Raw genomic sequence first — 24414 nt, 5'->3', positions numbered from 1 at the left:
GTTCCGGACCGGGAGTGTCAAGTCGGCAGACATGATCAGCCGGAGTGGTTAGGCTCGGTGCGATCGTCGCCGAAGGAGCTCTCTTGACGTCATCCGAGCTGGAGACCCCGCCTCTCGACACCGCCCGCCGCCTGGCCGAGGACGGCGACCTGGAGGGGGCCGCGGCCATCCTCACCGAGCTCGCCGCCGACCCCGACGGGCCCGACCGGGCACAGGCGGCCGTCGGTCTGGCCGTGGTGCTGGAGGAGCGTGGCGACGTCGAGGGCGCCCGCGCCGCGGCCAGGACCGCGCTGGCCACCGGCCATCCCGAGTTCGCCGCCCAGGCGGCCTGCCACCTGGCGCAGGGCTTCGAACGCGAGGGGAGAGCCGAGCAGGCCAGGGGCGCCTGGCAGGCGGTGCTCGGTGTCGGCACCCCCGCCTACGTCCCGCTGGCCCATCTCGCGCTGGCCCGGCTCGCCGCGGAGGCCGACGACTACGACGAGGCCGAGAGCGCGCTGCGCTCAGCCGCCGAGGTGGCCGGCGACGACGACGAGCTGCGTGTGCACGCCGCGCAGCAGCTCGCCGACCTGCTGCTGGAGCGAGGCGAGCCCGGCGCGGCGGCCGAGGTGCTGCTGGAGGCTCTGGGGAGCGCCCCGCCTGACTCGGTGGCCCGGCTGCGGGTCCAGCTCGGCATCGCGCATCTGGAGCTCGCCTGCGCGGAGTTCGCCCAGGCGGTCGACGACGGCGGCGACGCCGCGACCAGCGGCCTGGCCATCGAGCTGCTCGCCCGCACCCTGCCACTGCGCGGCCGGCTCGACGATGCCGACCGCGTCTGGGCCTACGGCCTCGACCACGAGGACGAGGCGCTCGCGGGTGAGGTCCGGCTCCGTCACGACCGCGACACCTGACGCGCTTCGCCCGCCCGGCGCCCGCCCACCCCGCCCGGCGTCTGTCCCGCCCGGCGGCGCCTGCTCGCGCGGTCAGCCGCGGCGCATGATGGCCATGGCGGCGGCGATGTTGATGATCGCGATGGCCATCCAGGTGACGGCGAGGCCGAGCAGGCCGGCGTTGGCCGAGGCGATGGCGGTCAGCGGGACGCCCAGGCCCATGGAGCCCAGCGCGAGCGGGATCATCGAGGCGCCGGGGCCCTTGGACGGGCGCGGCGCTGGGCCATGACGGTGCAGCTCGGCGCTCACCCGGGCCGCGATCGTCGCGTCGAGCCGTTCGGCGAACGAGTCGACCAGCGCCGCCTCGTAGTCGGGGCCGAGGTCGCGGCGGGCGTCGAGCGTCGCCTGGAGATCCTCACGGATGGGTCGGTGGTCCGGCATGAAGCCCATCCTCCCCGAGGGGCGGCACGCCGTCATCCCACCTGAGGGGCATGCCGCCCTCCTCCCTGAGTACGGTGCTGCCCATGAAGGTGGAGACGCCGCGTGGTCCGGCGACGGTCGAGGTCGATGAGGCGGAGCGGCCCAGGATGCTGCTGGTGCTGACCCATGGTTCGGCCGGGGGAGTGGACGCGCCCGACCTGCTGGCGGTGCGCGACGCGGCGCTGGGCGTGGGGGCCAGCGTGGCGCGGGTGACGCAGCCGTTCCGGCTGGCGGGGGCCCGAGCGCCCGGCTCGGCCGTCCGGCAGGACGAGGCCTGGGGCGTGGTGCTCGGCGAGCTGCGGGCCCGGTGGCCGGAGTTGCCGCTGGTGCAGGGCGGGCGGAGCAACGGCGCCCGGGTCGCCTGCCGCACCGCGCGGGCCGTCGGCGCGGTCGCGGTGGTGGCGCTGGCCTTCCCCCTGCATCCGCCGGGCAGGCCGGAACGTTCCAGGGCCGACGAGCTGCGCGACGCCGGGGTGGACGTGCTCGTGGTCAACGGGGACCGGGATCCGTTCGGCGTGCCCGAGGCGGCCGACGCGGCACGGCTGGTCGTGCTGCCCGGAGAGGGACATGACCTGAAGAAGGACCCCGCCCGGGTGGGCGAGGTGGTAGCGGAGTGGATCGTCCGTTACGCCTGAGTCAGGCGGCGCCCACCACAGGGCGGTGGGGTGCGATGGCGGTGCCGCCAGGCAGCAGCTCCCCGGTGTCCTCGAACAGGACCACGCCGTTGCAGAGGAGGCTCCACCCCTGCTCGGGGTGGCTCGCGAGGGTGCGTGCGGCCTCACGGTCGGGCGCCTCGGCAGACGGACAGGCCGGGTCGTGCGGGCACATCGGCGTGCCTCCGATATCTCGTGGATGGCCCCCGCGTTGCAAGGACGGGAGCGGCTCGGGTTGGTCGTTGTAGCAAGTGTGAGGCGTATGTCACACGATCCGACATAGTCCGTTAGGACTGTTAGAGGAGGATGCGCCATCGTGTGACCTTCGACACAGCGTGCCTTATGCAGGATAACGGTCCAAGCTCGACACGCCCACTAGGTTCGCAAGCCCCGTAGCAAGGCCTCCAGCCCGCGCTCGAAGTCGAGGTCGGCCCGCTCGTCGCGCCTGATCCACTCGTCGACCTCGGGGTCGGCCCAGCCCGACTGCTGCACCTCCACCGCCACGCTGCCGAAGACGTAGGCGCGCAGGGCTCGCACGGCCTCGGCCGCGTCGTCCAGGCCGCCGTCGGCGAGCTGCTCCGTCTGCTCCCTGACGGCCACGGCGGTGCCGCCCTTGGGCGGCTTCGTGAGGGCCAGCGCGAGCACGCCGGGGTGGTCGCGCAGCAGCTCGCGGCTCGCCCGGCACCAGGCCCTGGCGGTGTCCTGCCAGGTGGCCGCCTGCTCGACGTGGACCGCCGTCACATGCTCGGCCAGCGCGTCCATCAGCGCCTCCTTGCCCCTCGGCAGGTGGTGGTAGATGGCCATGGCCTCGACCTGGAGGGCGTCGCCGAGCCTGCGCATGGTGAGCCGGCGCAGCCCCTGCGTGTCGGCGATGTGCAGCGCGGCCTCGATGATGCGCTCGCGGGACAGGGGCACGGGCGGTCTCTTGGCGGGCATGGAGATCATCTTACTATGTAAAGGGCGTCGCGCCGGTCCGATTGCGCCGCGTGTCGCCGGAGCGCGTACCCTGGTCGCGGTAATCGAGCCGTTGGGGCGAAGGGGCAGAGTCGATGGCGTTTTTCCGTCCGCGGGTGAGCCGCGAGGCCGAGGTCCGCTACCACGCGGACCTGGAGATCTCCAAGAGCTACCCTCAGCTGCTGGAGAAGGCCAGGCAGGCCGAGCAGGTCGTGCGCGAGCTGCGGGCCGGTGACGCCGACGAGGTCGAGTTGCGCGCCGCCGGGCTGGCGTTCGACCGGGCGCTGACCGAGGCGCTGCGGGCGGCCGAGGCGGGGCAGCGGAGCACGTTCGGCGTCACGTCCTATGACGACCGCATCGCCCGACGCAAGGCCAGGGCGACGCCGGCCGGGGCCATGTGGACCTCCGAGGTGGAGCGGCTGCGCACGCTGCGCGAGGACAACCGGCTGTCGGGCATCCCGCGCGTGCCGCGCCTGGTGCCCACCTTCTGATCGGCGGGCCCCCAGGGGGCCGGCGACGCGAGAAAGCCCCGGCCACCTCGGCCGGGGCTTTCTTCGCGGGTCAGCTGGCCCAGTCGAGCAACGGGCGGGTGTTGCTCGGGTGGCGCAGCTTGGAGAGCGACTCCTTCTCGAGCTGGCGGATGCGCTCACGGGTCAGGCCGAGATGCTTGCCGATCTCGTCGAGCGTGTGCGGCTTGCCGTCCACCAGGCCGAAGCGCAGAGCCATGATCTTCGACTCGCGCGGCGAGAGGTTCTCGAGGACGCCGCGCAGCTGGTCGCCCAGTAGCTGGCGGTCGACGATCTCCGACGCCTCGGGCGAGTCGACGTCCTCGATGAGGTCGCCGATCGTGGTCTCACCGTCCTCGCCGATGGTCGCGTTGAGCGAGATGGGCTGGCGGCTGGTCCGCAGCAGCTCCTCGACCTGGTCGGGTGTCTTGTCCAGCTCGACGGCCAGCTCCTCCGGCGTGGGCTCGCGGCCCAGGCGCTGGTGCATGTCGCGCTCGATGCGCGACAGCTTGGACAGCATCTCCAGCACGTGCACCGGCAGCCGGATGGTACGGGCGGAGTCGGCGAAGCCGCGCTGGATGGCCTGCCTGATCCACCACATGGCGTAGGTGGAGAACTTGAAGCCCTTGCTGTAGTCGAACTTCTCCACGGCCCGGATCAGGCCCAGGTTGCCTTCCTGGACCACGTCGAGCAGGGACATGCCGCGGTCGGTGTACTTCTTGGCGACCGAGACCACGAGCCGGAGGTTGGCCTCCAGCATGTGGTTCTTGGCCTCCTTGCCGTCCTCGGCGACCATCAGCAGGTCCTCGCGGTCGTCGGGCGAGAGGTCGTCGGCGGTCTCGAGCTTGTACTCCGCGTACAGGCCGGCCTCGATCCGCCTGGCCAGGTCGACCTCCTGGGCGGCGGTGAGCAGGCTCCGGCGGCCGATGGACTTGAGGTAGGTGTGCACGGAGTCGCCCATGGCCGACTGGGTGTCGTCGAGGTCGTTGACCTCGCTCTCCAGCTCGGCCTCCTCGGCGTTCATGGCGATCACGTCGGGCTCGGGCTCGGGCTCGGCCTCGGCCTCGGGTTTGTGGTCGGCGGCCTCGGCGACGGCCTGGGGAGCCGCCTCGGGCTCGGTTTTGGCGCCGGCGGTGCGGGAGCCGGTAGACTTCGCCTTGGTCGACCGCTTGGTGGTCTTCTTGGTGGTCTTCGCGGCGGGTGTGCCGAGGGACGGCTCGTCCTCCGCGGCCAGGCTGACGCCGGCGTCGGTGAGTTCGCGCAGGATCGACCGGCCGTCGGCGGGGCTGATCCCGGCTTCGGCGAACGCTCCGCGCAGCTCCGCCAGGGAGAGGTGACCCTGTGCTCGCCCTCGGTCAAGAAGCTGGTCGAGGGGCGCGGGTGGGTTCGCCACGGCGGTTCGGGGCATGAGGACACCTCCTCCATACGGAGTAGAAGCGAGTCAGGCAGGTTGTGGTGGGGCGGCCCGGCCGCTCAGCGCACCAGTATCAATAACGCCATATAGCCTGATTTGTTCCCGTAGGCAGGAAATAGGGGTGGACCGCCCGAAGGCGACCCACCCCTCCGCGTCTAGTCTCCGATGACGATTTCGCCCGGCTTGACCTCGGGCATCGGCATGGGCTCGGCGTCCTCCATGCGGTCCTCGGTCCAGTAGTCGCCGGCCGCGTCGGGGTCAGGGTTGACCTCCTTCGACACGACGAAGCCGTCGCTCGGCTCGGGGGACGAGGTCAGCTCCGTCATCTGGTCGGTGAGGGGCCCGCCGGAGGGTGACGCCTTCTCCAGCACTGCTCCGGTCTCCTCGCCGACCTGCTGGAGCCTGCCCGCCGAGGCGGCGGCCGCTACCGAGACGCCGCCGACGACGATCACACCGACGACCGCCGCGGAGGCCAGCATCCTGCGGGACCGGTTCATGAAGGCTCCTTTCGTGCTCTGCCCACTATGACGCATTCGCGATCTGTCAGGTTCCTGACCTTAGTCGTACGAGATCGGTCTTGCCGTTGGGCAACAGCGGCAACCGGGACGTCAGCCGGAGCTCACGGGGCGCGGCGTAGGCCGGCAGGCGGTCGCTGGAGTAGGCGCGGAGCTGGGAGAGCGTGGGCGGGCTCGCGGGATCGGCGGGCACCACGACGGCGACCACGACCTCGCCCCACTCGGGGTGGGGCGAGCCGACCACGGCCACGTCGGCGATCGCGGGATGCTCGCCGAGGACGCCCGCGACCGCCCCGGCCACCACCTTCTCGCCGCCGGTGTTGATGACGTCGTCGGCGCGTCCGAGCACCCGCAGCCGGCCCCCGTGCAGCTCGCCCAGGTCGGAGGTGACGAACCAGCCGCCGTCGAGGGGCGCCGGCTCGCCGGACCGGTAGCCCGAGAACAGCACGGGCCCGGCGACCCGGATCAGCCCGTCGTCACCGATTTTGAGATCTACATTGTAAAGGGGCTGGCCGTCGTACACGCAGCCGCCGCAGGTCTCGCTCATCCCGTACGTCGTGACCACCCGGGCGCCGAGATCACGGGCCTCGGCCAGCAGGCCGGGACGCGGGGCGGCGCCGCCGAGCAGGATCGTGCGGAACACCGACAGGTCGGCGCCCAGCTCGACCAGCCGGTGCAACTGCGTGGGCACCAGCGACACGTGGTCGGCGCCCGAGTCGAGCACCCCGCGGGGGTCGAAGCGCGGGTGGACGATCGGCTCGGTCTCGCTCAGCAGGGCGCGGACCAGCACCTGCAGCCCGGACACGTGGGACAGCGGCAGGCAGCACAGCCAGCGCTCGCCCTTGGCCGCCTCCAGCCGCCGCAGCGACGCCGCGGCCGAGGCGCGCAGCGCGGTCGCGGAGAGCAACACGCCCTTGGGGGCGCCGGTGCTGCCACTGGTGGCGATCACCACGGCCACGTCGGCGGGCACGCCCTCGCCGCCGGCCCGGGGGACGCCGTCGACGTCGGTGGGGCGCAGCGCGGCGAGCGCCGCCTCGGCGTGGTCGGGGGAGAGGGGCAGGATTGCCGGACCCTCGCCGGACAAAGCATCGCGAATCGCCTCGAACAGCTCGAGACCAGGCGGCTGCACAACAGCACGCAACGGACGATCCGGATGCGACGGCTTGCTCGGCATGCTCGTAAGGTTAGTGGCGACAAGGTCGGACAGAGGCGCTGGGAGGGTCGTGACGCGTTCTCCCGTGGTCTTCCGGATTCCCATGCGGACACGCTTCCGCGGGCAGATCGTCAGGGAAGGACTCCTGCTGCACGGCCCGGCCGGGTGGGGCGAGTTCTCGCCGTTCCCCGAGTACGGTCCGCGCGAGTGCGCGCGCTGGCTGGCGTGCGCCCGCGAGGCCGCCTTCGAGGGCTGGCCGGAGCCGGTGCGCGACAGTGTCCCGGTCAACACGACCGTGCCCGCCGTCGGCCCCGAGCGGGCCTTCGGGATGGTGCGAGACTCGGGCTGCGGCACGGCCAAGGTCAAGGTGGCCGAGCCGGGCCAGAGCTTCGCCGACGACCTGGCCAGGGTGGAGGCGGTGCGTGACGCCCTCGGCCCGTCGGGCGCGCTGCGCGTCGACGCCAACGGCGCGTGGGACGTCGGCCAGGCGGTGCGGCGGCTGAAGGAGCTCGACCGGTTCGGCCTCGAATACGCCGAGCAGCCGTGCGCCACGCTCGACGAGCTGGCCGCGGTGCGGCGGGCCTGCGACGTGCCGGTCGCCGCCGACGAGTCCATCCGGCGGGCCGAGGACCCCCTGCGGGTCAGAGCCGCCGAGGCGGCCGACATCGCGGTGGTCAAGGTGCAGCCGCTCGGCGGGGTGCGTGAGGCGCTGCGCGTGGTCGAGGCGTGCGGGCTGCCCGCCGTGGTGTCGAGCGCCGTGGAGACCTCGGTGGGGCTGGCCGCGGGGCTCGCGCTGGCCGCCGCGTTGCCCGAGCTGCCCTACGCGTGCGGGCTCGGCACGATGTCGCTGCTGTCGGGGGACGTGGTGGCCGACTCGCTGGTGCCGGTGGACGGCCGGCTGGCGGTACGGCGTCCTGACGTAAATTATGAGCATTTGTCGGCATTTGAGATCGAATCTCCCTCGTGGCTTCGCCGGATGCAGGAGGCGTCACTGTGAACCCCGCCACCGCGCTGGCCACCGTTCTGGTCGACGAGCTGGTGCGATGCGGCCTGACCGACGTCGTCCTGGCGCCGGGCTCGCGCTCGGCGCCGCTCGCGCTGGCCCTGCACGCCGAGTCGCGGGTCCGGCTGCACGTGCGCGTCGACGAGCGGTCGGCCTCCTACCTGGCGGTCGGGCTGGCCCGGCGCTCGGAGCGGCCGGTCGCGCTCATCTGCTCCTCCGGCACGGCCGCCGCCAACTTCCATCCCGCCGTCGTCGAGGCGAGCGAGTCGGGCGTGCCGCTGCTCGTGCTGACCGCCGACCGCCCGCCCGAGCTGCGCGGCACCGGAGCCAACCAGACCATCGACCAGATCAAGATGTACGGCCCGGCCGCCCGCTGGTTCGCCGAGGTCGGCGTGCCCGAGGAGCGCCCCGGGCAGGTGGCCTACTGGCGTTCGCTGGCCTGCCGCGCCTACCAGCGCGCCCACGGCCCCGCCGGAGCCGGCCCCGTGCACCTCAACCTGGCCTTCCGCGAGCCGTTGATCCCCGACGGCGACACCCGGTGGTGCGAGCCGCTCGACGGCGCCGAGAGCGGCCCCTGGGTGCGCACCCGGGTCGCGCCGCCGCCCGTCGCCCTGCACCTCCCGCCGACCCGGCGCGGCGTGCTCGTGGTCGGCGACGGCGCGGTCAACGTGCGCCGCTACGTCGCCGCGGCCGGGATGGCCGGCTGGCCGGTGCTGTCGGAGCCGAGCGGCGGTGGCCGCTACGGCGACCACGCCATCTCCACCTACCACTACCTGCTGGGCACCCCCGAGTTCGCCGACGCGCACGTGCCCGACGTGGTCGTCACGCTCGGCCGGCCCGGGCTGTCGCGGCCGTTGCTGTCGTGGCTGGGGCAGGCCGGCGAGCACATCGTGGTGGCCGCCGACCTCGACCGCTGGCCCGACCCCACCCGCTCGGCCACCCAGGTGGCGCAGGCGGTCGAGATCCCGGTGGCCTCGGGCGACGACAGCTGGCTGCACTCCTGGCGACAGGCCGACGCCGCCGCCCGTACGGCCGTGGACGAGCTGCTCGACATGTCGGGGACGAGCGAGCCGCGGATCGCCCGGGACCTGGTCGACGCGCTGCCCAACGGCTCTCTGCTGGTCGCCGGCTCCTCGATGCCGATCCGCGACCTCGACCAGGCGATGCGACCGCGTCGCGGGCTGCGGCTGCTGGCCAACCGGGGCGCGTCGGGCATCGACGGCGTGGTCTCCACGGCCATGGGGGCGGCGCTCGCGCACAACGGGCCGTCCTACGCGCTCATCGGCGACCTGTCGTTCCTGCACGACCAGAACGGCCTGATCCTCGGGCCCCGCGAGCCGCGCCCGGACCTGTGCCTGGTGGTGGTCAACAACGACGGCGGCGGGATCTTCTCGCTGCTGCCCCAGGCGGCGGTCCGCGACCCGTTCGAACGGGTCTTCGGCACGCCGCACGGGGTGGACCTCGGCTACGTGGCCGCCTCGACCGGCACCCCGTACACCCTGGTGGAGGAGGTCACGGAGCTGCCCAAGGCGCTGCGGGGCGAGGGGCCGCGGGTGGTGGAGGTCCGCACCGACCGCGAGGCGAACGCCGAGCTGCACGCCCGCCTGCGCGACGCCGCCCTGGAGGCGGTCCGCGCGGCGGTGGGCTGACCCCGGCGACCCGGCGACCCGGCGACCCGGCGACCCGGCGGGCTGGCGGGCTGGCGGGCTGGCGGGCTGGCGGGCTGGCGGGTGGCGGGCAGGGCGGGATATTCAGGTGCGAGCCGGGCGCCGTCCCGGCCAGACTGGCGGCCATGGCCGTCCCCTCGCCCGCCGTCACCGCCGCCGCCTACACGGGCGGCGGCGACCTGCGGGCCATGCAGGAGCTCAGCAGCCGCATCTGGTCGCCGGCATCGCGGTGGCACGCCGGCGACCTGGCGTGGGGGCGGTTCCAGCACACCGGCCGGGAGCCCGAGTGGCCCACCCGGCTGTGGCGCGCCGGAGGCACGACCGTGGCGTGGGGCTGGATCGAGCTGCCCGGCCATCTCGACCTGGCGGTCGACCCGGCCCGCGCGCACCTGGCGGACGAGGTGCTGGCCTGGTTCGCCGAGACGGCGCCCGGCGTCCGGCGCTCGGTCTCCGTGCTCGACTCCGAGACGCACCTGTGGCCGGCGCTGCGCCGGGCCGGCTACCTGCGCTCCGGCGACGGGCCGTTCTTCGTCCAGCTCACCCGAGACCTCGACGGGTTGGCGGAGCCGGCGCCGCCGCCGGGGTTCCGGCTGCGCCCCGTCGGCGCCGGTGATGTGCCGGGCCGGGTCGCGGCCCATCGCGCGGCCTTCCACCCGTCGCGGGTGACCGTGGAGAGCTATCACGCGGTGCGCGCCGCCTGGCCGTACGACGGCGGGCTGGACTGGATCGCGCAGGCGCCGGACGGCGAGGTGGCCGCCTACTGCCTGGCCTGGCTGGATCCGGCCCGGCGGGTGGCGGAGATCGAGCCGACGGGCACCGTGCCGGCCCACCGGCGGCGGGGGCTGGGCCGGGCGGTGTGCCTGGCGGCACTGCGCGCGGCCCGGGACGCGGGCGCCACCCGGGCCGTGGTCTGCGCCCGCGGCGACGACGGCCATCCGGTGCCGCGCCGGCTCTACCGGTCCATCGGGTTCGGCGAGGTGACCCGGAGCGCGCTGTGGGTCTCAGCGCTCGATGAGGGTGACTTCCAGGGAGTAGTGGGAGGCCCGGTAGACGTGTGAGCCGTGCTCGACCGCCCGGCCCTGGTCGTCGTAGGTGGTGCGGATCATGGTGAGCAGGGGGGCGCCGCGCCGCTCGTCCAGCAGCCTGGCCTCGGCCTGGCTGGCCGCCCGGGCGCCGATGCGCTGGTTGGCGACCCGCATCCGCACGCCCGCGCCGCGCAGCAGCTCGTACAGGCCGCGGCCTTCCAGGTCGGCGGCGGTGAGCTGGGCGAGCCCGAGCGGCAGCCAGTTGCTCAGCAGGGCCAGCGGCTCGCCGGCCGCGAAGCGGAGGCGTTCGAGGTGGAGCACCTCGGTGCCGGGCTCGACGCCGAGGATGGGGGCGATCTCCTCCGCGACGGGGCGCGACTCCAGGGTGAGCACCTGGGTGGCGGGCTCCTGGCCGGCGCGGCGCAGGTCGTCGTAGAGGCTCGTCAGCTCGACCGAGCGCTTCACCTGGCCGTGCACCACCTGGGTGCCGACCCCGCGCTTGCGCACCAGCAGCCCTTTGTCGACGAGGTACTGGATGGCCTGGCGGATCGTCGGCCGTGACAGGCCGAGCTTGTCGGCCAGCAGGATCTCGTTGTCCAGCCGGGAGCCGGGCGCCAGGTCGCCTCGCCGGATCGCCTCGGCGATCTGCTCGGCCACCTGGAAGTAGAGCGGCACGGGGCTGGATCGGTCCAGGTCGATCGCCAGGTTCGCGGTCATGCTGATCAGATTAACCGAGGTCAGAATGTCCTGACAAATATGACCGTCGGTCGTGACTTCCTTGACGGGATGACCGCGGTTGACCAGGGCGGGATCGCCTGCTCAGGCGACGAGCGCGGGCAACTGGATGAGCGAGGTGATCCGGGGGAAGCCGGCCGGTGCCGGATCGACGCCGAGGCGGTCGAGCCAGACCGAGCGCATCCCGGTCACGGCCGGGGCCGTCACGTCCTTGTCCACGTCGTCGCCCACCAGCAGCACCTCGCCGGGCGCGAGGCCGAGGGCCGCGGCCGCTCTCGTGTAGCTGGCGGCCGCCGGTTTGCAGGAGCCGAGCAGCTCGCCGGTCAGCACCGGCCCGACCAGCCCGCCGAGGCCGATCGCCTCGACCTTCGCCTCCTGCATCTCCTGGGTGCCGTTGGTCAGCACCCCCAGCCGGAACCCGCCGAGCGATCGCACCGCCCGCGCCGCGTCGGGGTAGGCGGACCAGCCGCGCCGGTAGTGGTCGGCGAAGGCGGCGAACGCCCTGTCGAGGTCGCCGGGCACGGCGATCGCGAGCTCCAGGCAGAGCGCGTGGATGCGGCGGCGGCGCTGCTCCTCCAAGGAGCACTCGCCGCGCTGCCACGCCCCCAGATGGGGCTCCTCCAGCTCCCTCCACAACCTGGCCGCTTCGGCCAGCCGGGGATGGCCCGGAACGCGCCCGGACACCCAGGCGGTGATCGCGCCGTCGGCGGCCGAGCGGTGGTCGAGCAGGGTGCCGTCGAGGTCGAACAGGATGCCTCTGATCACGGTTTCATCCTGCCCGATCGGCGTCTGCAATAGGCTTTCCAGATCGCAAGGGGACATCGTCCATCACGGGTCGATAACTTGCAACATTCCACGTCAAGGCGGAGTTTTCTTTCATTCACCATGGTGGCGCGCGTATGCATACGATCTCGGTGGCGGCCCGGCTCGCGGCCCTGCGACGGGCCCGTGGCCTGTCCATGCAGGCGGCCGCGCGGGCGGCCGGGCTCAACACGTCGACGATCTACCGCATCGAGCACGGCCTCGTCGCGGCGCGCGAGTCGACCGCGCGGGCCCTGCTGGAGTTGTACGGCGTGCGCGAGCGGGCGCAGCAGGCGCACGTGCTGTCCCTGTTGCGGGGCGACCGGGAGCCGGGCTGGTTCGACGCGCCCGAGGTGCCGCTGGCGCTGGCCGGGTTCCTCGAGCAGGAGGACGACGCCGAGGTCATCTACACCTACCGGCCCCGGGGCGTGCCGCCGCTGCTGCAGACCCGTGCCTACGCCGAGGCCGCCGTGCGCGCGTCCCGGCGGCCCCGCGCCACGGCCGAGCAGGTCGCCGGCGGCGCCTGCCTCGTCATGCGCGGGCAGCGGCTGCTCGACCGGGCGGGCGGGCCGCGCCTGTGGGCGGTGCTCGACCGGGAGGCGATCGAGGATCCGCCGCTGCCCCGGCCGCAGGACCGGCTGGAGCAGCTCGACGCGCTCGCCCTGGCCGCCAGGCGGCCGAACGTCGCGGTGCAGGTGGCCCGGCCCGTCGCCGAGACCGGCTTCCTCTACCAGGGCCCGCCGTTCACGCTGCTGCGCTTCCCCGAGCGTGACCGGCCCGATCTGCTGGTGCTTCACCTGCAACGGGAGCCGGTGCTGGTCGACGACCCGCGGCTGGCCGAGGAGCACCATCAGGTGTTCGCGCGGCTGGCGCTGGCGTCCTTCCGGATCGACTTCACCCCTGACGTCCTGCGGGACGTCCGGGCGCGCCTGAGCGGATCGACCCCCGTGGTCGGCGCGGAGGCGGCGGCCGGCGCGTCCGGTCAGTGGGTCCTGCGGTGATCTCCGGCCCGGCGGACGTGCTCGATCATGAGGCGTTCGGCGGCGGGGCCGTCGGAGTCCGCCAGGGCGGCGAGGATGCGCTCGTGGGCCTCCAGTTGCAGCCGGGCCTGCTCGCCGTCGAGCCAGAGTGAGGCCGTGGCGGGCACCGGGACGCTGTTGCGCACCGCCCGGGCGTGCTGGCCGAGGAAGGCGGGGCCGCCGATGTCGGCGATGCGCAGGTGGAAGTGCCTGCTCTGCTCGGCGAGCCGGTCGTACCTGCCCTGCCGGACGTCCTCGGCCATCGAGGCGTGCAACTCGCGCAGCCAGTCGAGGTCGGCGGCGGTGACGCGGCCGGCGGCCAGCCGGGCGGCCAGGCCCTCCACCACGGCGCGCAGGCCGTAGAACTCCTCCAGCGCGTCGTCGCCGAGATCGATCACGGTCGCGCCGTGGTGGGCCTCGTAGCTGATCAGGCGGTCCTTCTCCAGCCGGCGCAGCGCCTCGCGGACCGGCGTCACCGAGACCCCGAGCCGGCGGGCGACCGCGCCGGCCCGCAGCGCCGTGCCGCCGGGGATCCGGGCGGTGCGGATCTCGTCGAGCAGCACGGTGTAGACGTAGTCGGCCTTGCTCATCGGCGGCCGGGGCTCGTTGGTCGGCATGTCGTCCAATGTTCCGTATGTCCGGGATTGACCTATGACATATTTCTTATAAGTTACATACTCATGATGAGTCTCGCCGGCCTTCGCGTCATCGACGCCGCGACGCTGTTCGCCGGTCCCTCCGCCGCGATGATGCTCGGCGACTTCGGCGCCGACGTGGTCAAGATCGAGCATCCCAGGCGCGGCGACCCCTCACGCGGCCATGGCGCCGCCGTCGACGGGGTGGGCCTGTGGTGGAAGACGCTGGGCCGCAACAAGCGCGCCGCCGCGGTCGACCTGTCACGCGCAGAGGGGCAGGACGTCCTGCGCCGCCTGGCCGGGCGCGCCGACGTGCTGATCGAGAACTTCCGCCCCGGCACCTTGGAACGGTGGGATCTGGCGCCCGAGAACCTGCTGGAGCTCAACCCCCGGCTGATCGTGGCGCGCATGACGGGGTTCGGGCAGTTCGGCCCGATGGCCGGCCAGCCGGGGTTCGGCACGCTGGCCGAGGCCATGAGCGGGTTCGCGGCCATGACCGGTCAGCCCGACGGGCCGCCCACGCTGCCGCCGCTCGCCCTGGCCGACGGCATCGCCGGACTGGCGATGTCGTACGCGATCATGGTGGCGCTGCGGGCCCGTGAGGCGACCGGCCGTGGCCAGATCATCGACATGGCGATCATCGAGCCCATCCTCGGCCTGCTCGGCCCCCAGATGACCGCCTACCGGGCACTCGGCGTGGTGCCCGAGCGCACCGGCAACCGGTCGAGCAGCAACGCGCCCCGCAACACCTACCGCACCCGCGACGGCCGCTGGCTGGCCATCTCCACCAGCGCCCAGCCCATCGCCGAGCGGGTCGTCACCCTCGTCGGCCGCCCCGACCTGGTCGAGCAGCCCTGGTTCGGCACCGGCGCCGGCCGCGTGCGGCACGTCGACGAGCTCGACGAGGCGGTCGCCACCTGGATCGCCGAACGCGACGCCGCGGAGGTCATCGCCCGCTTCGAGGAGGCTCAGGCCGCGGTCGCCCCCATCTACGACGTGAGCGACATCGCCCAGGACCCGCAGTACGCCGCCCTGGGCACCTTCGTCGAGGTGCCCGACGAGGAACTCGGTGAGGTCACCATGCAGAACGTGCTGTTCCGCCTCTCGGACACGCCCGGCGAGGTGCGCTGGCCCGGCCGCTCCCTCGGCCGCGACACCGACGAGGTGCTCGCCGAGCTGTCCTACGGCCCGGCGGAGATCGCCGAGCTGCGCGAGAAGGGAGTCGTGGCATGACCGCGACCGCCGCCCGGGTGCCCGTCACCTGGCTCTACGTTCCCGGCGACCGGCCCGAGCGGTTCGCCAAGGCCGTCGGCTCCGGCGCGGACGTGGTGATCATCGACCTGGAGGACGCCGTGGTGCCCGCCCGCAAGGACGAGGCCCGGGCCAACGCGGCGGCCTTCCTGCGCGAGCGTACGGACCGGGAGGGGGTGGCGGTGCACGTGCGGGTCAACGACCTGGCCACGCCGCGGGGCCTGGCGGACGTGGCCGAGCTCGGCGGGCTGCCGGGCCTCGACGCGGTCCGCCTGCCGAAGGTCGAGTCCGCCGAGGGCCTCGGCGCGCTGGAGGGGCTGGGGGTCCCCGCGCACGCGTTGCTGGAGTCGGCCGCGGGCGTCGTCGCCGTCGCCGAGATCGCCGCGCATCCGAGCGTCGGCGGCGTGGCGCTGGGCGAGCAGGACCTGGCGGCCGAGCTGTCGATCAGCGCCGAGTCGGCGATGAACCAGATCAGGCTGGACGTCGTGCTCGCCGCGGCCGCCGCGGGCCTGCCGCCGGTGCCCATGTCCGTCTACCCGGACCTGCGGGACGAGGAGGGGCTCGTCGCCTCGTGCCTGGCGGGCCGGGGCCTCGGCATGTTCGGCCGGACCGCGATCCACCCCCGCCAGCTTCCGGCGATCAAAAGGGCGTTCACCCCCACGGCCGAGGAGGCGGCCCGGGCCGCCGAGATCGTCGAGGCCGCCGAAGAGGCCGAGAAGGCCGGCAGGGGAGTCGTCGCCCTGCCCGACGGGCGCTTCGTGGACGCGCCGATCGTCGCCAGGGCCCGGCGCACCGTGGCCCTGGCCGAGCAGCTCGGCGCCGGATAGCCGGGTCACGCCGAGCAGCTCGGCGCCGGAGAACCGGGTCACGGGACCCAGTGGCCCCGCGGCTCCTCGGCCCTGCCGGAGTGCTGTGACGTGACATCCGGACGTCGCCGGGTCTTGGCGCGCAACCCGATCGAGATCTCCCGCGCTGGTCCGCATGTCTATACAAATGACACTTGATTGGGGTAAACCTGGGGCGAGCCCGTCGGCCTTGGAGGTATCCCGATGAGACGAACCCCGATCGTGCTGGCCCTGCTGGGCGCCCTGACCCTGGGCGGCTGCTCCTCCTCGGGAGAGCCCGGCGCCGAGAGCGCGCCGGCCGCTGGCCCGGCCTCGGCGGATGCGGCCACTTTCGCCGTCATCACCCACGGCGCGCCCGGCGACGCCTTCTGGGACGTGGTCAAGAACGGCGCGGAGGCCGCGGGCAAGCAGTACGGCGCCACGGTCACCTACCAGGGCGACGGCGACCCGGGCAAGCAGTCGCAACTCATCGACCAGGCCGTGTCGGAGAAGGTGGGCGGCATCGTGGTCTCCCTGGCCAACCCCGACGCCCTGAAGGAGGCCATCGGCAAGGCCGTCGCCGCGAAGATCCCGGTGGTGACGATCAACTCCGGCGCCGACTCCTCCAAGGAGCTCGGCGCGATCACCCACGTGGGCCAGTCCGAGGACGTGGCCGGGCGGGGCGCGGGCGAGCAGCTCAAGGCCGGAGGCGTCACCAAGCTGCTGTGCGTGATCCACGAGGCCGGCAACATCGGCCTCGACCAGCGGTGCAAGGGCGCCGAGGAGGGCCTCGGCGGCACGGTCGAGCGGCTCCAGGTCGACGTCAGCAACCTGGCGGACGTGACCTCCAAGGTCACCGCCAAACTGCAGTCGGACAAGCAGGTCAACGGCGTGCTCGCGCTCAACCCGGCGATCGCGGTGGCGGCCAGGGACGCCATCAAGGACTCCGGGTCGCAGGCCAAGCTCGCCACCTTCGACCTGTCGGCCGACGTGGTGACAGCGATCAAGGACGGCGACATCCTGTTCGCCGTGGACCAGCAGCAGTACCTGCAGGGCTGGCTGCCCATCACGTTCCTGAACCTGTACAGGACCAACCTCAACACCGTCGGCGGCGGCCTGCCGGTCAACACCGGACCCGGCTTCGTCACCAAGGAGACCGCCGACCAGGTGGCCAAGCTGGCCGAGGCGGGCACCCGATGAGCGGCGCCGGAGAGGCGGCGTGACCGGCGTCGCCGAGCGGGCCGACGAACGGGTCGCCGGGGTCGGCCTGCTGCGCCGGCTGCTCATCCGCCCCGAACTGGGCGCGGTCGTCGGGATGGTCGTGGTCTTCGCGTTCTTCGCGAGCCAGTCACCGGTCTTCCGCTCGCTCGACGGCGTCGCCAACTGGCTCGACCCGGCCGCCACGCTGGGCATCATGGCGGTCGCCATCGCGCTGCTGATGATCGGCGGAGAGTTCGACCTGTCGGCCGGCGTGCTCACCGGCACCACCGGGCTCATCCTGGTCACCCTGGCCACCCGCTACGGCTTAGACGTGTGGACCGCGATGCTCGTCGGGCTCGTCGTGGCGCTGGGCATCGGGTTCCTCAACGGCCTGATCGTGACCAGGACCAGGCTGCCCAGCTTCATCGTCACGCTCGGCACGTTCCTCATGCTGCAGGGGCTCAACCTCGGCGTCACCAAGGCGCTGACCGGCACCGTCCAGGTCAGCGGCCTGCGCCGGGCCGCGGGCTACGAGGAGGCCCGCACGATCTTCGCGGGCAGCGTGCAGATCGGCGGCACCTCGTTCCGGGTGGCGATCCTGTGGTGGCTGCTGGTCACCGCCGTGGCCACCTGGGTGCTGATGCGCTCGCGGGCCGGCAACTGGATCTTCGCCGTCGGCGGCAACGAGCAGGCGGCCCGCGCGGTCGGCGTGCCCGCCGCCCGCACGAAGATCGCGCTGTTCATGACGACCGCGTTCGCGGCCTGGCTGGTCGGCTCGATCCTGGCGCTGCGCTACACGTCCGTGCAGGCCAACATCGGCATCGGGCAGGAGTTCATCTACATCATCGCCGCCGTCATCGGCGGCTGTCTGCTCACCGGCGGGTACGGCTCCGCCATCGGGGCCGCGATCGGCGCGGTCATCTTCGGCATGGCCGACAAGGGCATCGTGTTCCTCGGCTGGGACGCCGACTGGTTCAAGTTCTTCCTGGGCGCCATGCTGCTGCTGGCCACGCTCGCCAACCGGCTGGTGCGGCGCTACGCGGAGGAGGTGAAGCATTGATCATCGAGACGCGGGGCATCGGCAAGACGTTCGGCTCGGTGCTGGCGCTGCGCGAGGTGTCGATGGGCGTCGAGGAGGGCCGGGTCACCTGCGTGCTCGGTGACAACGGCGCGGGCAAGTCGACCCTCATCAAGATCCTGTCCGGGGTGCACCGGCACGACGCGGGCACGTTCCTGGTCGACGGCGCCGAGGTGCGGTTCGCCAGCCCCCGCGAGGCGCTGGACCGGGGGATCGCCACGGTCTACCAGGACCTGGCGATGATCCCGCTGATGTCGGTGTGGCGTAACTTCTTCCTCGGTTCCGAGCCGCGCAAGGGCCTGTCCTTCGACGTGGCCAAGGCCAAGAAGGTGGCCCGCGAGGAGTTGCGGGCGATGGGCATCGACATCCGCGACGTCGACCAGCCGGTCGGCACGCTGTCGGGAGGCGAACGGCAGTCGGTGGCCATCGCGCGGGCCGTCCATTTCGGCGCCCGGGTGCTGATCCTCGACGAGCCCACCTCGGCGCTGGGGGTCAAGCAGGCGGGCGTGGTGCTGCGTTACATCGCCAGGGCCCGCGACCGTGGCCTCGGGGTCGTGTTCATCACCCACAACCCGCATCACGCCTACCCGGTGGGAGACCGGTTCCTGCTGCTCAACCGGGGGACGAGCCTCGGCGAGTACGGCAAGGCCGACATCACCAGGGAGGAGCTCACCACGTTGATGGCCGGCGGCGCGGAGCTGGACGAGCTCGCGCACGAGCTGGGGCGCGAGCTCTAACCCGGTTGCCGGCCGGCGGTGGCGAGCGGCAGCACGATGTGGTCGACGATCCGGCGGGTCAGCTCGGAGTCGACGGTCTCGCCGCTGGCCACCGCCCGGAAGAACAGCGTGGCCGGTCCCACCTCCCAGAGCAGGTCGGTGTCGGCGCTGCCGGACAGCTCACCCCGCTCCCACGCCCGCTCGAAGACGGCCAGGACGGCGCGGCGGCGGGTCGCGACGTAGTGCTGCTCCATCGCGACCGCCAGCTCGGGGTTGTGCCGCGTCTCGCCGACCAGGCCGGCGAAGACGTCGCCGAGGCGTATGACCTCGTCGAGCAGCGACTCCATCAGGGCGAGCAGGTCACCGCGCAGCTCCCCGGTGTCAGGTATGCCCGGCGGCGCCGACACGGCGTTGACGAACGCGGCCACCACCAGGTCGGCCTTGGTCGGCCAGCGGCGATAGACGGTCTGGCGGCCGGCTCTGGCGCGCGCCGCGACGGCGTCGACGGTCAGCCGGTCGTAGCCGCTTTCGCGCAGCACCTCGAGCACCGCGCTGAGCAACTCCGCCTCACGCGCGGCCCCTCCTCGCAGGGGCGTCACCGACATGACTTCCAGAGTAAGCCTCAGAGCGGTTCTTCTGTGAAGGTATGCCGTGAATCTACGCGGTAAGGGCCGGCCGAAATGCGGGGTGAGGTCAACGGGGCGACCTCAGCGCGCTGACTTCAGGGACGTGACTTCAGGGACGTGACTTCAGGGACCCGGCGTCGAGGAGCTGACGTCAAGGAGCTGACGTCAAGGAGCTGACGTCAAGGAGCTGACTTCAGGGACGTGAAGAACGCGCGGACGTCGGTGACGAAGGCGGCGGGCTGTTCCAGGGCGGCGAACGTGCCGCCGCGCTCGTGCTCCACCCAGCCGACGATGTTGTTGTCGCGCTCGGCGAAGCGGCGGATCGGCCGCAGGATGTCCTGGGGGAACACCGAGATGGACGTGGGCACGGTGGCCGGTTTGAGCTCCCACTCGACGCTGGTGTCCTGGTCGGTGTCGGGGGTCTCGACGAAGGAGCGGGCGGCCGAGCCGGCGGTGTTGGTGAGCCAGTAGAGCATGACGGTGGTGAGCAGCCGGTCGGTGTCCACGGCGTCGTCGCTCCACTCGTGGAAGACTCCGGCGAACCAGGCGAGCAGCGCGACGGGGGAGTCGGCCATCCCGTAGGCGAAGGTCTGCGGCCGGGCCGACTGGATGAGCTTGTAGCCGTACTGCTCGGTGAGGTAGCGCTCGCGGAAGGCCATCCGGTCCTGTTCGACCTCGGAGAGGTCGTCGAGCTCGCCGGGGGCGCCGATGGGGAAACAGATGATGCCGTTGCCGTGCATGCCGACGACGCGTTCGGGGGCGAGCACGCCGACCTCGCGGGAGATCCAGGTGCCCCAGTCGCCGCCCTGGGTGCCGAAGCGGTCGTAGCCGAGCCTGGTCATCAGCTCCAGCCAGGCTCTGGCGACGCGGGTCGAGCCCCAGCCGAACTCGCGGGTGGGGCCGGACAGGCCGTAGCCGGGCAGCGACGGGATGACCAGATGGAAGTCCTGGCTGAGCGGGCCGATCACGTCGAGGTACTCGACGGGGGAGCTGGGCCAGCCGTGCGTGATGAGCAGCGGCAGCGCGTCCCGGCGAGCGGAGCGGACGTGCAGGAAGTGGATGCTCTGGCCGTCGATCTCGGTGACGAACTGGTCGTACCGGTCGAGCTCGGCGTAAGCGCGGTGCCAGTCGTAGCCGGTGCGCCAGTGGTGGACCAGCTCCTTGAGATGGGCGAGCGGGACGCCGTGGCGCCAGCCGAGGCCGGGCACCTCGTCCGGCCAGCGCACCCGGTCGAGCCGGTCCCGCAGGTCGTCGAGCTCGCTCGGGGAGGCTTCGAAGCGGAAGGGCCGGATGTCGTTCGCAGTCAAGGGGGTATACCTCCAGCTCGGTTCGGTACGCTGTACCGTACGGCATACGTTTCGTACGGGCAAACCGGTTCCGAGACCGGCGCCTGAGGCGCTGTGCGGCGCGGGCGATCGCGTAGCCCCCCAGTGTTGATCTACGATGTAAAGGCGGTAGCTTGTGAGGCATGGCCGCCCCGTTCCTCACCCTCACCACCAGCGTCGAGCACGAGACGGAGGCGCGGCGGTCACGTTTCATCTGCGCGGTGGCGCCCGCCCGGACCGTCGAGGAGGCGGCGGCGTTCATCGCCGAGCGCCGCCGCCTGCATCCGGGCGCCACCCACAACTGCACGGCCTACCTGATCGGGCAGCGCCTGCGGAAGGGCGACGACGACGGCGAGCCGGGCGGCACCGCCGGCACGCCGATGGTCCAGGCCCTGCTGGGCAGGGGGTACGACGATGTGGTGGCGGTGGTCACCCGCTACTTCGGCGGCACCCTGCTCGGAGCGGGCGGCCTGGTGCGGGCCTACGGCTCGGCGGTGACCGAGACCCTGGACCGGGCCGACCCGGTGCGGATGGTCCCGGCCAAGCTGGTGCGCGTCTCGGTGGCCCACGACCAGGCCGGCCGGGTGGAGAACGACCTGCGCGCCTCCCGTCACCCCGTCCACGACGTCGGCTACGGCCAGGCCGTGGACTTCTCGGTCGCGGTCGCCGACGCCGAGCTCGGCGCCTTCGCGGACTGGGTGGCGACCCTGACCTCAGGCCGGGCCACGGTCGTGGTCGCCGCCGACATCCATGTGCCCGAGCCCGTGTGACCGGCGGCTTCAGCCTTCGCGGGGTCAGCCTTCGCGGGGTCAGCCTTCGAGCGCGTACTGCATGACCCGGAACTTCGCCTGGGCCTCGGCCAGCTCGGACGCCGGGTCGGAGTTGCCCATGATGCCGCCGCCGGCGAACAGCCGGGCGCGTCTGCCGCTGATCAGGCCGGAACGCAGCGCGATGCCCCACTCGCCGTCGCCGTGGGCGTCGATCCAGCCGACGGGCCCGGCGTAGCCGGCGCGGTCCATGCCCTCGAGCTCGCGGATGACGTCGATGGCGGTGGCGGTGGGGGTGCCGCCGACGGCGGCCGTGGGATGCATGGCGGCGACGACGTCGAGGACGGAGGCCCCGTCGGCCAGGCGGCCGACGACGTGGCTGGCCAGGTGCTGGACGTTGGGCAGGACCAGCAGCTCGGGCTCGTCGGGGGTGTGCAGGGAGGCGCAGAGCGGCGCCAGGGTCTGGCGCACGGAGGCGATGGCGCACTCGTGCTCGTGCCGGTCCTTCTCGGAGGCGAACAGGGCCGCGCCCCGGGCGAGGTCGTCGGCGGCGCTGCTGCCGCGCGGGGTGGTGCCGGCCAGGACGAGCGACTCGATCTCCTGGCCGGTGCGGCGGATGAGCAGCTCGGGGGTGGCGCCGACGAGACCGGCGACGGAGAACGTGTAGCAGTCGGGGTAGCGGTGCGCCAGCCGGGTGAGGAGCAGGCGGATGTCGATGGGGTGCTCGGCCGTGGCGAGCAGGTCGCGGGCGAGGACGACCTTCTCCAGCTCGCCGTCGCGGATGCGCGCGGCGGCGCGGGCCACCACGTGCTCCCACTCGGGAGCGGTCAGGCTGCCGTCGCCGTAGCTGATGTGGCCGGGATCGCGGATCGGGGTGAAGGTCTCCAGGGGCGTGTCACCGATGGTGGTGAGCCAGGCGCGGCCGCCGCGGCGGGCGAGGATCGCCTGCGGGACGGTGAGCACGGAGCCGGGAGAACTCTCGTCGAAGGTGAAACTGCCGAAGGCGACGGGACCGGAGCCGGGAGTGTTGACGGCGTCGTCGACGTGGGCCTCGCCCAGGATGTCCGCGAGCCACTCGCGGGCCCAGGCGAACCGGTGGGGGCCGGGAGGCACCGCGACACGGGCGGCCTCTCCCCAGCCCACGAGCCCCTCGCCGTGCCTGATCCACGCGTAGGGCGCGGACCTCGGCAGGGACGCCAGCAGGTCACCCGGGTCACCTACGGGGGTGGTGCGAACCGGTAGTGGGCGGGTGGTTCCGAGCGCGACACTCACCCGAGACACTCTATGCGTGAACTGAACACGTTCGACTGGGGCCCCGGCTAATGACTGGTTACGGTCGTTCGACGGAGAAAGGTGCGCATCCAGGGGGGTTTTGGGCGCACGCGGCCGGGGCGGCACTGTCAAGCCGCGATATGAAGTCGGTCCTGAGATGGCAGTCCTTGCCGTCAGGTCATGGTGTGCCGTTGACCGGCTCCCTACCTTGAGCTCATGATCGGTCGTCTGTCGCCGTTGCTCGGCGCTGTGGTGGTGGTTCTCGGTTCCGGAGCGGCGCAGGCCACGTCGGTCCCTCCGGTGCCGGCGAGGATGGTGGCCCTGGGTGATTCCATCTCGTCGGGCTTCAACGCGTGCGGCTGGTACGTGTCGTGCACCTCACGTTCGTGGTCCGCCGGTGACAACCCCGAGGTCTCCAGCCACTACCTGCGGCTGCTGCGGCTGGACCGCGACATCAAGGGGCACAACGACAACCTGGCGGCGCCGGGGGCGACCAGCGCCGACCTGATGGGACAGGTGCGGCGGGCCATCGATCTCAAGCCCGGCTACGTCACGGTGCTGATCGGCGCCCAGGACGCCTGCGTGCGCACCGAACGGGAGATGACGCCGGTGGCCGTCTACCGGCAGCGGCTGGACCAGGCGTTGACGGTGTTGCGCGACGGGGTGCCGGGGGTGCGGGTGTTCGTGTCGAGCATCCCCGACCTGCGGCGGCTGTGGCAGGTGGGCAAGGGCAACGCGATCGCGCGCACGTTCTGGGCGCTGGGGCGGATCTGCCCGGCGATGCTGGCCGAGCCGACGTCGGTCAAGCGGGCGGACGTGGAGCGGCGGGCGCGGGTGCGGGAGCGGGTGATGGCCTACAACCGGGAGGCGGCCGCGGCCTGCGCGTCCCTGGGGGAGTCCTGCCGTACGGACGGGGGCTCGGTGTTCTCCTACCGCTTCACGCTGGACCAGGTCAGCCGGTGGGACTACTTCCATCCGAACTCCGCGGGGCAGCGGGTGCTGGCGGAGCAGACGTTCAGGCGAGGGTTCGACTGGCTGGATCCGCGTTAGCGGCACTGGGCGAGCATGGCGGTCTTGTCGGCCCTGGTCACGGGCAGGCCGTACTTGAGCGCGACCTGCGCGAAGCGGGTGACGTAGGCGCAGCGGACGCGGCGTTGCGGCGGGAGCCAGCCGGCCGGGCCGGAGGCGTCCTTCTGCTCGTTGGCCGCGCCGTCGACCGGCAGCAGGTTGAGCGGGTCGTTGGCGAAGTCGAGGCGTTTGGACATGGGCCAGCGGGGGGCGCCCATGCGCCAGCCGTAGCCGAGCGGCACCACGTGGTCGACCTGGACCTCGTCGGCGCGGTCCTTGTGCCAGTGGATGGTCCGGCCGGTGTAGGGGTCGGCCAGGCGCATCGAGACGACCACGCAGCGGGAGCCATCGCGGTATCTGATGTCCTGTCCGTCGCGGGCGAGCAGGTCGTCGCGGGTGCGGCAGCCGTTGCGGGCGTAGGGGACTCCGGTGGCGTCGTCGGCCCAGTTGGCGCCGTAGCGGGTGCGCGTGTAGCCGGTGGCGGGGCCGCGGCCCTTGACGCGTAACCGCTGGATGAGCCGGCGGGCGGTGGCCTTGTCGGCGGCGGTGGTGATGGGCGCCAGGCCGGGCAGGGTGCCGCTGGCGTTGCCGAGCGGGCTGGCCGCGGTGGCGGGGCTGGAGGTGCCGGAGCCGAGGAGTGCTGCGACGAGTGCGGCTCCCGCCAGGATGGCGACCACGTCCTTGGTGCTCAAGCACGCCTCCGGGGGTGAGGGAGGTTCTCTAGAGAGGATTTCCCCAGCCTGGTCTGCTTTGACACGGTAAGGCCTTGCGGGCGGCGCGGAGAGGAGAATGTGGCCGTTCCGGTCGGTGAAGGACGTTCCGGTCGGTGAAGGAACGGCCGGGGATGACGGCGGCGGGCGG

At 72.7% G+C, this 24414-nt stretch carries 27 protein-coding genes; 14 read left to right on the top strand and 13 right to left on the bottom strand.

Annotated elements, in window-relative coordinates; genetic code table 11:
- Positions 1 to 83: 83 nt before the first annotated feature.
- Positions 84 to 887 carry a tetratricopeptide repeat protein gene (locus IEY82_RS05505; RefSeq protein WP_189122869.1) on the top strand — a complete coding sequence of 268 codons (804 nt, stop codon included), beginning with the start codon at positions 84 to 86 and terminating at the stop codon, positions 885 to 887.
- A gap of 72 nt (positions 888 to 959) precedes the next feature.
- On the opposite strand, the gene IEY82_RS05500 is transcribed toward IEY82_RS05505, so the two are convergent.
- Complete coding sequence (locus IEY82_RS05500; protein WP_189122868.1) at positions 960 to 1307, bottom strand: hypothetical protein; 348 nt, start codon at positions 1305 to 1307, stop codon at positions 960 to 962.
- Positions 1308 to 1390: 83 nt separating this feature from the next.
- Here IEY82_RS05500 and IEY82_RS05495 point away from each other — a divergent pair, with 83 nt between their 5' ends.
- A complete protein-coding gene (locus tag IEY82_RS05495) occupies positions 1391 to 1981 on the top strand; it encodes an alpha/beta hydrolase family protein (protein WP_189122867.1) in 591 nt (196 codons plus the stop codon).
- A 1-nt stretch (position 1982) separates the two neighbouring features.
- Here IEY82_RS05495 and IEY82_RS05490 read toward each other — a convergent pair whose 3' ends face one another.
- Together IEY82_RS05490 and IEY82_RS05485 are read right to left on the bottom strand one after the other, a co-directional pair.
- Positions 1983 to 2174 carry a DUF5999 family protein gene (locus IEY82_RS05490; RefSeq protein WP_189122866.1) on the bottom strand — a complete coding sequence of 64 codons (192 nt, stop codon included), beginning with the start codon at positions 2172 to 2174 and terminating at the stop codon, positions 1983 to 1985.
- Positions 2175 to 2374: 200 nt separating this feature from the next.
- On the bottom strand, positions 2375 to 2935 hold the full coding sequence (locus IEY82_RS05485; protein WP_189122865.1) for a TetR/AcrR family transcriptional regulator C-terminal domain-containing protein: 561 nt from the start codon (positions 2933 to 2935) through the stop codon (positions 2375 to 2377).
- A gap of 113 nt (positions 2936 to 3048) precedes the next feature.
- Between IEY82_RS05485 and IEY82_RS05480 the strand changes: the two genes are divergently transcribed.
- Positions 3049 to 3444 carry a hypothetical protein gene (locus IEY82_RS05480; protein WP_189122864.1) on the top strand — a complete coding sequence of 132 codons (396 nt, stop codon included), beginning with the start codon at positions 3049 to 3051 and terminating at the stop codon, positions 3442 to 3444.
- A 70-nt stretch (positions 3445 to 3514) separates the two neighbouring features.
- Here IEY82_RS05480 and IEY82_RS05475 read toward each other — a convergent pair whose 3' ends face one another.
- The 3 genes from IEY82_RS05475 to IEY82_RS05465 all read right to left on the bottom strand — a co-directional run bounded on the left by IEY82_RS05475 (position 3515) and on the right by IEY82_RS05465 (position 6562).
- Entirely contained in the window at positions 3515 to 4867 is a 1353-nt protein-coding gene (locus IEY82_RS05475; RefSeq protein ID WP_189122863.1) for an RNA polymerase sigma factor, read from the bottom strand.
- 161 nt (positions 4868 to 5028) lie between these two features.
- Positions 5029 to 5370 (bottom strand): hypothetical protein, encoded by a 342-nt coding sequence (locus tag IEY82_RS05470; RefSeq protein WP_189122862.1) that lies wholly within the window; start codon positions 5368 to 5370, stop codon positions 5029 to 5031.
- A gap of 46 nt (positions 5371 to 5416) precedes the next feature.
- A complete protein-coding gene (locus tag IEY82_RS05465) occupies positions 5417 to 6562 on the bottom strand; it encodes an AMP-binding protein (protein ID WP_189122861.1) in 1146 nt (381 codons plus the stop codon).
- A gap of 82 nt (positions 6563 to 6644) precedes the next feature.
- On the opposite strand from IEY82_RS05465, the gene IEY82_RS05460 reads away from it, so the two are divergent.
- The 3 genes from IEY82_RS05460 (at position 6645) to IEY82_RS05450 (ending at position 10269) form a co-directional block, all read left to right on the top strand.
- On the top strand, positions 6645 to 7538 hold the full coding sequence (locus tag IEY82_RS05460) for an o-succinylbenzoate synthase (protein ID WP_229697555.1): 894 nt from the start codon (positions 6645 to 6647) through the stop codon (positions 7536 to 7538).
- Positions 7535 to 9193, top strand: coding sequence for a 2-succinyl-5-enolpyruvyl-6-hydroxy-3-cyclohexene-1-carboxylic-acid synthase (gene menD / locus IEY82_RS05455; protein WP_189122859.1), 1659 nt, complete (start codon positions 7535 to 7537; stop codon positions 9191 to 9193). The genes IEY82_RS05460 and menD overlap by 4 nt, the downstream gene beginning before the upstream one ends.
- Before the next feature lie 143 nt (positions 9194 to 9336).
- On the top strand, positions 9337 to 10269 hold the full coding sequence (locus IEY82_RS05450) for a GNAT family N-acetyltransferase (protein WP_189122858.1): 933 nt from the start codon (positions 9337 to 9339) through the stop codon (positions 10267 to 10269).
- Here IEY82_RS05450 and IEY82_RS05445 read toward each other — a convergent pair.
- Together IEY82_RS05445 and IEY82_RS05440 are read right to left on the bottom strand one after the other, a co-directional pair.
- A complete protein-coding gene (locus tag IEY82_RS05445; protein ID WP_189122857.1) occupies positions 10213 to 10953 on the bottom strand; it encodes a GntR family transcriptional regulator in 741 nt (246 codons plus the stop codon). The two genes, IEY82_RS05450 and IEY82_RS05445, sit on opposite strands and share 57 nt — an antisense overlap.
- 102 nt (positions 10954 to 11055) lie before the next feature.
- On the bottom strand, positions 11056 to 11736 hold the full coding sequence (locus IEY82_RS05440; RefSeq protein WP_189122856.1) for an HAD family hydrolase: 681 nt from the start codon (positions 11734 to 11736) through the stop codon (positions 11056 to 11058).
- 134 nt (positions 11737 to 11870) lie between these two features.
- Here IEY82_RS05440 and IEY82_RS05435 point away from each other — a divergent pair, with 134 nt between their 5' ends.
- Positions 11871 to 12773, top strand: coding sequence for a Scr1 family TA system antitoxin-like transcriptional regulator (locus tag IEY82_RS05435; RefSeq protein ID WP_189122855.1), 903 nt, complete (start codon positions 11871 to 11873; stop codon positions 12771 to 12773).
- On the opposite strand, the gene IEY82_RS05430 is transcribed toward IEY82_RS05435, so the two are convergent.
- The gene (locus tag IEY82_RS05430; RefSeq protein ID WP_225262254.1) at positions 12755 to 13408 is read right to left on the bottom strand and encodes a GntR family transcriptional regulator; all 654 of its coding nucleotides are present in this window, start codon (positions 13406 to 13408) and stop codon (positions 12755 to 12757) included. The two genes, IEY82_RS05435 and IEY82_RS05430, sit on opposite strands and share 19 nt — an antisense overlap.
- A 63-nt stretch (positions 13409 to 13471) precedes the next feature.
- On the opposite strand from IEY82_RS05430, the gene IEY82_RS05425 reads away from it, so the two are divergent.
- The 5 genes from IEY82_RS05425 to IEY82_RS05405 all read left to right on the top strand — a co-directional run bounded on the left by IEY82_RS05425 (position 13472) and on the right by IEY82_RS05405 (position 18516).
- Positions 13472 to 14659, top strand: coding sequence for a CaiB/BaiF CoA transferase family protein (locus IEY82_RS05425; RefSeq protein WP_189122854.1), 1188 nt, complete (start codon positions 13472 to 13474; stop codon positions 14657 to 14659).
- Positions 14656 to 15504 carry an HpcH/HpaI aldolase/citrate lyase family protein gene (locus tag IEY82_RS05420; protein WP_189122853.1) on the top strand — a complete coding sequence of 283 codons (849 nt, stop codon included), beginning with the start codon at positions 14656 to 14658 and terminating at the stop codon, positions 15502 to 15504. The genes IEY82_RS05425 and IEY82_RS05420 overlap by 4 nt, the downstream gene beginning before the upstream one ends.
- Positions 15505 to 15726: 222 nt before the next feature.
- Positions 15727 to 16701 carry a sugar ABC transporter substrate-binding protein gene (locus tag IEY82_RS05415; protein ID WP_189122852.1) on the top strand — a complete coding sequence of 325 codons (975 nt, stop codon included), beginning with the start codon at positions 15727 to 15729 and terminating at the stop codon, positions 16699 to 16701.
- 19 nt (positions 16702 to 16720) lie between these two features.
- A complete protein-coding gene (locus IEY82_RS05410) occupies positions 16721 to 17761 on the top strand; it encodes an ABC transporter permease (RefSeq protein WP_189122851.1) in 1041 nt (346 codons plus the stop codon).
- Positions 17758 to 18516 carry an ATP-binding cassette domain-containing protein gene (locus tag IEY82_RS05405; RefSeq protein ID WP_189122850.1) on the top strand — a complete coding sequence of 253 codons (759 nt, stop codon included), beginning with the start codon at positions 17758 to 17760 and terminating at the stop codon, positions 18514 to 18516. Before IEY82_RS05410 ends, IEY82_RS05405 begins: the two co-directional genes overlap by 4 nt.
- Here IEY82_RS05405 and IEY82_RS05400 read toward each other — a convergent pair.
- Both IEY82_RS05400 and IEY82_RS05395 read right to left on the bottom strand, forming a co-directional pair.
- Positions 18513 to 19100 (bottom strand): TetR-like C-terminal domain-containing protein, encoded by a 588-nt coding sequence (locus IEY82_RS05400; RefSeq protein WP_189122849.1) that lies wholly within the window; start codon positions 19098 to 19100, stop codon positions 18513 to 18515. The genes IEY82_RS05405 and IEY82_RS05400 overlap by 4 nt on opposite strands.
- A gap of 200 nt (positions 19101 to 19300) precedes the next feature.
- Positions 19301 to 20428, bottom strand: coding sequence for an epoxide hydrolase family protein (locus IEY82_RS05395; protein ID WP_189122848.1), 1128 nt, complete (start codon positions 20426 to 20428; stop codon positions 19301 to 19303).
- A gap of 161 nt (positions 20429 to 20589) precedes the next feature.
- On the opposite strand from IEY82_RS05395, the gene IEY82_RS05390 reads away from it, so the two are divergent.
- Entirely contained in the window at positions 20590 to 21216 is a 627-nt protein-coding gene (locus IEY82_RS05390) for an IMPACT family protein (protein WP_189122847.1), read from the top strand.
- A 39-nt stretch (positions 21217 to 21255) separates the two neighbouring features.
- On the opposite strand, the gene IEY82_RS05385 is transcribed toward IEY82_RS05390, so the two are convergent.
- Positions 21256 to 22485 (bottom strand): isochorismate synthase, encoded by a 1230-nt coding sequence (locus IEY82_RS05385; RefSeq protein ID WP_189122846.1) that lies wholly within the window; start codon positions 22483 to 22485, stop codon positions 21256 to 21258.
- 216 nt (positions 22486 to 22701) lie between these two features.
- Here IEY82_RS05385 and IEY82_RS05380 point away from each other — a divergent pair, with 216 nt between their 5' ends.
- Positions 22702 to 23535 carry a GDSL-type esterase/lipase family protein gene (locus tag IEY82_RS05380; protein ID WP_189122845.1) on the top strand — a complete coding sequence of 278 codons (834 nt, stop codon included), beginning with the start codon at positions 22702 to 22704 and terminating at the stop codon, positions 23533 to 23535.
- On the opposite strand, the gene IEY82_RS05375 is transcribed toward IEY82_RS05380, so the two are convergent.
- Entirely contained in the window at positions 23532 to 24245 is a 714-nt protein-coding gene (locus IEY82_RS05375; protein ID WP_189122844.1) for an HNH endonuclease family protein, read from the bottom strand. The two genes, IEY82_RS05380 and IEY82_RS05375, sit on opposite strands and share 4 nt — an antisense overlap.
- Positions 24246 to 24414: the final 169 nt, after the last annotated feature.

Source organism: Nonomuraea cavernae (genome assembly GCF_014646355.1).
Taxonomy (GTDB): Bacteria; Actinomycetota; Actinomycetes; order Streptosporangiales; family Streptosporangiaceae; genus Nonomuraea; species Nonomuraea cavernae.
This window is presented reverse-complemented; position numbering and strand designations above follow the sequence as displayed.

Bases quoted from the DNA above. Each gene is read 5' to 3' on its own strand.
- IEY82_RS05445 (WP_189122857.1), bottom strand. From the start codon at position 10,953: ATGACCGCGAACCTGGCGATCGACCTGGACCGATCCAGCCCCGTGCCG.
- IEY82_RS05460 (WP_229697555.1), top strand. From the start codon at position 6,645: ATGCGGACACGCTTCCGCGGGCAGATCGTCAGGGAAGGACTCCTGCTG.
- IEY82_RS05485 (WP_189122865.1), bottom strand. From the start codon at position 2,935: ATGCCCGCCAAGAGACCGCCCGTGCCCCTGTCCCGCGAGCGCATCATC.
- IEY82_RS05400 (WP_189122849.1), bottom strand. From the start codon at position 19,100: ATGTCGGTGACGCCCCTGCGAGGAGGGGCCGCGCGTGAGGCGGAGTTG.
- IEY82_RS05425 (WP_189122854.1), top strand. From the start codon at position 13,472: ATGATGAGTCTCGCCGGCCTTCGCGTCATCGACGCCGCGACGCTGTTC.
- IEY82_RS05490 (WP_189122866.1), bottom strand. From the start codon at position 2,174: ATGTGCCCGCACGACCCGGCCTGTCCGTCTGCCGAGGCGCCCGACCGT.
- IEY82_RS05415 (WP_189122852.1), top strand. From the start codon at position 15,727: ATGAGACGAACCCCGATCGTGCTGGCCCTGCTGGGCGCCCTGACCCTG.
- IEY82_RS05390 (WP_189122847.1), top strand. From the start codon at position 20,590: ATGGCCGCCCCGTTCCTCACCCTCACCACCAGCGTCGAGCACGAGACG.
- IEY82_RS05500 (WP_189122868.1), bottom strand. From the start codon at position 1,307: ATGCCGGACCACCGACCCATCCGTGAGGATCTCCAGGCGACGCTCGAC.
- IEY82_RS05480 (WP_189122864.1), top strand. From the start codon at position 3,049: ATGGCGTTTTTCCGTCCGCGGGTGAGCCGCGAGGCCGAGGTCCGCTAC.
- IEY82_RS05430 (WP_225262254.1), bottom strand. From the start codon at position 13,408: ATGCCGACCAACGAGCCCCGGCCGCCGATGAGCAAGGCCGACTACGTC.
- IEY82_RS05495 (WP_189122867.1), top strand. From the start codon at position 1,391: ATGAAGGTGGAGACGCCGCGTGGTCCGGCGACGGTCGAGGTCGATGAG.
- IEY82_RS05420 (WP_189122853.1), top strand. From the start codon at position 14,656: ATGACCGCGACCGCCGCCCGGGTGCCCGTCACCTGGCTCTACGTTCCC.
- IEY82_RS05435 (WP_189122855.1), top strand. From the start codon at position 11,871: ATGCATACGATCTCGGTGGCGGCCCGGCTCGCGGCCCTGCGACGGGCC.
- IEY82_RS05465 (WP_189122861.1), bottom strand. From the start codon at position 6,562: ATGCCGAGCAAGCCGTCGCATCCGGATCGTCCGTTGCGTGCTGTTGTG.
- IEY82_RS05380 (WP_189122845.1), top strand. From the start codon at position 22,702: ATGATCGGTCGTCTGTCGCCGTTGCTCGGCGCTGTGGTGGTGGTTCTC.
- IEY82_RS05470 (WP_189122862.1), bottom strand. From the start codon at position 5,370: ATGAACCGGTCCCGCAGGATGCTGGCCTCCGCGGCGGTCGTCGGTGTG.
- IEY82_RS05450 (WP_189122858.1), top strand. From the start codon at position 9,337: ATGGCCGTCCCCTCGCCCGCCGTCACCGCCGCCGCCTACACGGGCGGC.
- IEY82_RS05475 (WP_189122863.1), bottom strand. From the start codon at position 4,867: ATGCCCCGAACCGCCGTGGCGAACCCACCCGCGCCCCTCGACCAGCTT.